Source organism: Actinomyces polynesiensis (genome assembly GCF_000820725.1).
Lineage (GTDB): Bacteria > Actinomycetota > Actinomycetes > Actinomycetales > Actinomycetaceae > Pauljensenia > Pauljensenia polynesiensis.
The window spans coordinates 1-3,310 of sequence record NZ_CCXH01000243.1; the positions used below are offsets into that span (position 1 = coordinate 1).

A 3,310-nucleotide genomic window follows, 5' to 3' on the forward strand; every position below is an offset into this window, starting at 1 on the left:
GAGGTCCACCACGTCGCCGAGCCGGACCTCCGAGTCCGGGAAGGCCCGCAGGTTCACCGCCGCGGCCGCGGCGGCGTCCTCGTCGACGTCCACGGCCACCACCCCCAGACCCAGGCCCGCCAACGCGAGGGCGTCGCCGCCGATGCCGCACCCGAGGTCCGCGACCCGGGTGGCGCCCGCGCGGCGGAAGCGGTCGGCGTGGCGTGCCGCGACGGTGAGCCGTGTCGCCTGCTCCAGGCCGTCGCGGGTGAACACCATGGAGCGGGCGAACTCCCCGAACTTCACCTCCGCGCGGTCACGCAGGTCGAGCTGGGTGAGGACGGCGGCCGCCACAGCGGGTGGGACACCCTGGCGCCGCATGGTCGCGTCCAGGCGGGCCGCGTCGCGGTGGTCACGGTCGGGCAGGGTCTCCATCGATGCCAGGAGCTCCCACCCGGGTGAGGAGAGCACTGGCTCGAGGTTGGAGGTCACCGCCCCATCGTCGCACGGGCTCCCGGAGTGGTCCGAACCGGCGGGCCGGCGGGGACGAGGGGCCCCACCGCGGGTCGGGTCGGTGGAGGGGAGGTGGTGACGCGCACGCGCGCGTGGGTGGCCGGGCCGTGCGGGGGCGACACGTGACTGGCACTCGGGTTGTCAGAGTGCCAGCTGCGTCCTAAGCTTGGACGCGGAACGCGGCCCACAGCCGCGGTCGGGTCCCGGACCCTGACCCCCGCGACGGCAGGGTGGAACCGGGACGCACCAATGCGCGAACATCATCAGAAAGGGAGTCACGACAGTGTCGATCTCCATCAAGCCCCTCGAGGACCGCATCGTGATCCGTCAGGTCGAGGCCGAGCGGACCACCGCGTCCGGTCTCGTCATTCCGGACACCGCCAAGGAGAAGCCGCAGGAGGGCGAGGTCATCGCCGTGGGCCCCGGTCGCATCGACGACAACGGGAACCGCGTCCCCATGGACGTCTCCGAGGGTGACACCGTGATCTACAGCCGTTACGGCGGCACCGAGGTCAAGTACTCCGGCGAGGAGTACGTCATCCTCTCCGCGCGCGACGTCCTGGCGGTCGTCGAGCACTGAGCACACACGGCACGGTCGCTGTGACGCGACCGTCCACGTGGGGAGGGGCCCGCTCCGTGGGGAGCGGGCCCCTCCATCATGTGTGGGGAGCATCTGTGGGGAGGCCGCGCCCCACGTGGGCGATGGGCACGGCGACCCCGTCCCCGTCCCCGTGCCCGTCCTCCGCGCCGCACACCGGGGTGCGTGTCCCGTGGGGGACCCGTCCGCCCCGGGTCCACGCCGGACATGGCTCGGGCCCGCCACCGGTTCGGTGACGGGCCCGAGGTCCTCAGGTCGGGTGTCAGGCGGTGCGACGCTGACGCTGGAGGTACTCGCGACGCTCCTCCTCGGTCATGCCGCCCCAGATCCCGTAGGGCTCCTGGGCGCGCAGCGCGTGCTCGCGGCACTGCTCGATGACCGGGCAGGTCGCGCACACCGCCTTGGCCGCCTCGGCGCGGCGCCTCCGTGTCGAGCCGCGCTCGCCCTCGGGGTGGAAGAAGAGTTCGGTGTCCATGTCACGGCAGGCACCGTCGTACTGCCATTCCCATGCCTCGATCATCGGGCCGGGAAGTCGTGAGACGTCAGTCATTGGATGCCTTCCTTCACAGGTCGTGTGCCGGACGGGTGTCTCCAACCCCCCCCTGCACCGGACGTGCTCCAAGGCTACAGACTTGCGCACCACTTATTCAAGAGTGGTCCATCAACTCTCCGGAATTTCTCAGGTAGCGCATTCTCTCTGGGAGTTCGCTGGGAACGGTCTGTGGGCTTCGCGTCAGGTGGGGCCCCGCGGGGCGTCCCGAGTGGCGAGAAGTGCTCCGTGAGATGAGGATTGGAGCAGTGCAGGCCCGGGAGGTTCCCGGATCGTGGAACTGCACCCGACTCCCGGAAGGAGTGACATCGGATGCCCAAGGCGCAGATCCTCCGCCCCGTGACCGATGTCCCCCTCTCCGTGACCATGGTGGCCGCGCGACTGGGAGTGTCCGCCTCGACGCTGAGGACGTGGGAGCGCCGCTACGGCCTGGGCCCCTCCGAACGGCGCGCGGGGGCGCACCGGCGCTACCACCCCGACGACGTCGCCCGGCTGTCCCGGATGCTCGACCTGGTCCGCTCCGGGGTGGCCGCCGCCGATGCCGCCGCCACCGTCCTGTCGATGGACGACGAGTCCCTGTCGGGGACGATGGCCGGCACGAAGCCCCCCTCGGGCCCCGCCGAACTGGTCGGTGCCGCGAGGTCGAGTGACCTCGACCGCCTCGAACGCATGCTCGCGACCTCCGTGACGATCCAGGGCCTGGTGCACACCTGGAGCAACCTCATCGAACCCGCCATGGAGACGATCCTCGGCTCCGACGAGGGTGAGGAACCCGGCAGCGCCCCCTCCTCCGTCCTGACGGTCGCCGTCCTGGCCGTGCTGCGCTCGGTCTCCGAACACCGTCCCCAGGACTCCGCCCCGGCCGCCGCCCGCGTGGTCGTCCTGGCCGACCAGGACCACTCCCTGGCCGCGCACGTAACAGGCGTCGCGCTCCAGTGGAACGGGATCCCCACCTCGGTGATCTCGACCGGCCCCCACGCCGGGAGCAGTGGAGCCACCCGGTTCGAGTCCCACCGCGAGCGCACGGGCGCCTCGGTGGCAGTCGTCATGGGTCGGGGAACCTCCTGCGAACGCCTCATGGACTCCATCGCCCGGTCCGAGGACGTGGACATCGTCCTGGTGGGACCGGACTCGCCCCACTTCCTCGACCAGCACGTCCAGCGGGTCCGCACCCTCAGCGCCTGTGTGGACGAGACGGTCGCCCTGGCACGTGCGAAGGCCGATCCGCGTCCCGGGGAGCCCTCCGAGGACTGAGTGCCCGCGACCTGCGGTGGACCTGTGGCGGTGCCGATGGGCACGACTGCTGGGCGGCGCCCCGCCGGTGGTACTTTTGTCCGGGGATCCAGGGACGGATCCCGCGAAGACGCACCTCGCCAGAAAGGCCGCAGATGGACACGCCGTGGGATGACCGAGCCGTCCAGGGAGAGTTCGACCGGGAGTTCCACGCCCTCGTCGACTTCGCCCGCAATTCCCGGGTCGCCACCGGGTTCGGGTACATGGGTCCCGAGGGTGAGGTCGACACCTCCCGCCCCGTCGAGCTCTGGGTCACCTGCCGCATGACGCACGTCTTCTGCCTCGCGGCCCTGCAGGGGATCGAGGGCGCCGCGGAGCTCGCGGACCACGGCATCGCCGCCCTGCGCGGCCCCTTCCACGACGCGGAGCACGGCGGG

Annotated in this window: 4 protein-coding genes and 1 pseudogene; 3 read left to right on the forward strand and 2 right to left on the reverse strand. The window is 71.5% G+C overall.

Going from position 1 to position 3,310, the window contains the following annotated elements; genetic code table 11:
- Positions 1 to 471, reverse strand: a pseudogene (locus TA90_RS10470) (methyltransferase); the annotation flags it as partial.
- 304 nt (positions 472 to 775) lie between these two features.
- Between TA90_RS10470 and groES the strand changes: the two are divergent.
- A complete protein-coding gene (groES, locus tag TA90_RS10475; RefSeq protein ID WP_043536268.1) occupies positions 776 to 1,072 on the forward strand; it encodes a co-chaperone GroES in 297 nt (98 codons plus the stop codon).
- A gap of 280 nt (positions 1,073 to 1,352) precedes the next feature.
- Here the strand turns inward: groES and TA90_RS10480 are convergent, their stop codons facing one another.
- Complete coding sequence (locus TA90_RS10480) at positions 1,353 to 1,640, reverse strand: WhiB family transcriptional regulator (protein WP_043536269.1); 288 nt, start codon at positions 1,638 to 1,640, stop codon at positions 1,353 to 1,355.
- Positions 1,641 to 1,952: 312 nt separating this feature from the next.
- On the opposite strand from TA90_RS10480, the gene TA90_RS15210 reads away from it, so the two are divergent.
- The gene (locus TA90_RS15210; RefSeq protein ID WP_043536271.1) at positions 1,953 to 2,894 is read left to right on the forward strand and encodes a MerR family transcriptional regulator; all 942 of its coding nucleotides are present in this window, start codon (positions 1,953 to 1,955) and stop codon (positions 2,892 to 2,894) included.
- 134 nt (positions 2,895 to 3,028) lie between these two features.
- Positions 3,029 to 3,310: AGE family epimerase/isomerase (locus tag TA90_RS10490; RefSeq protein WP_043536272.1), on the forward strand; the 282-nt coding region annotated here is incomplete at its 3' end.

Coding starts and splice junctions, on each gene's coding strand:
- TA90_RS10480 (WP_043536269.1), bottom strand. CDS start 1,640: ATGACTGACGTCTCACGACTTCCCGGCCCGATGATCGAGGCATGGGAA.
- TA90_RS15210 (WP_043536271.1), top strand. CDS start 1,953: ATGCCCAAGGCGCAGATCCTCCGCCCCGTGACCGATGTCCCCCTCTCC.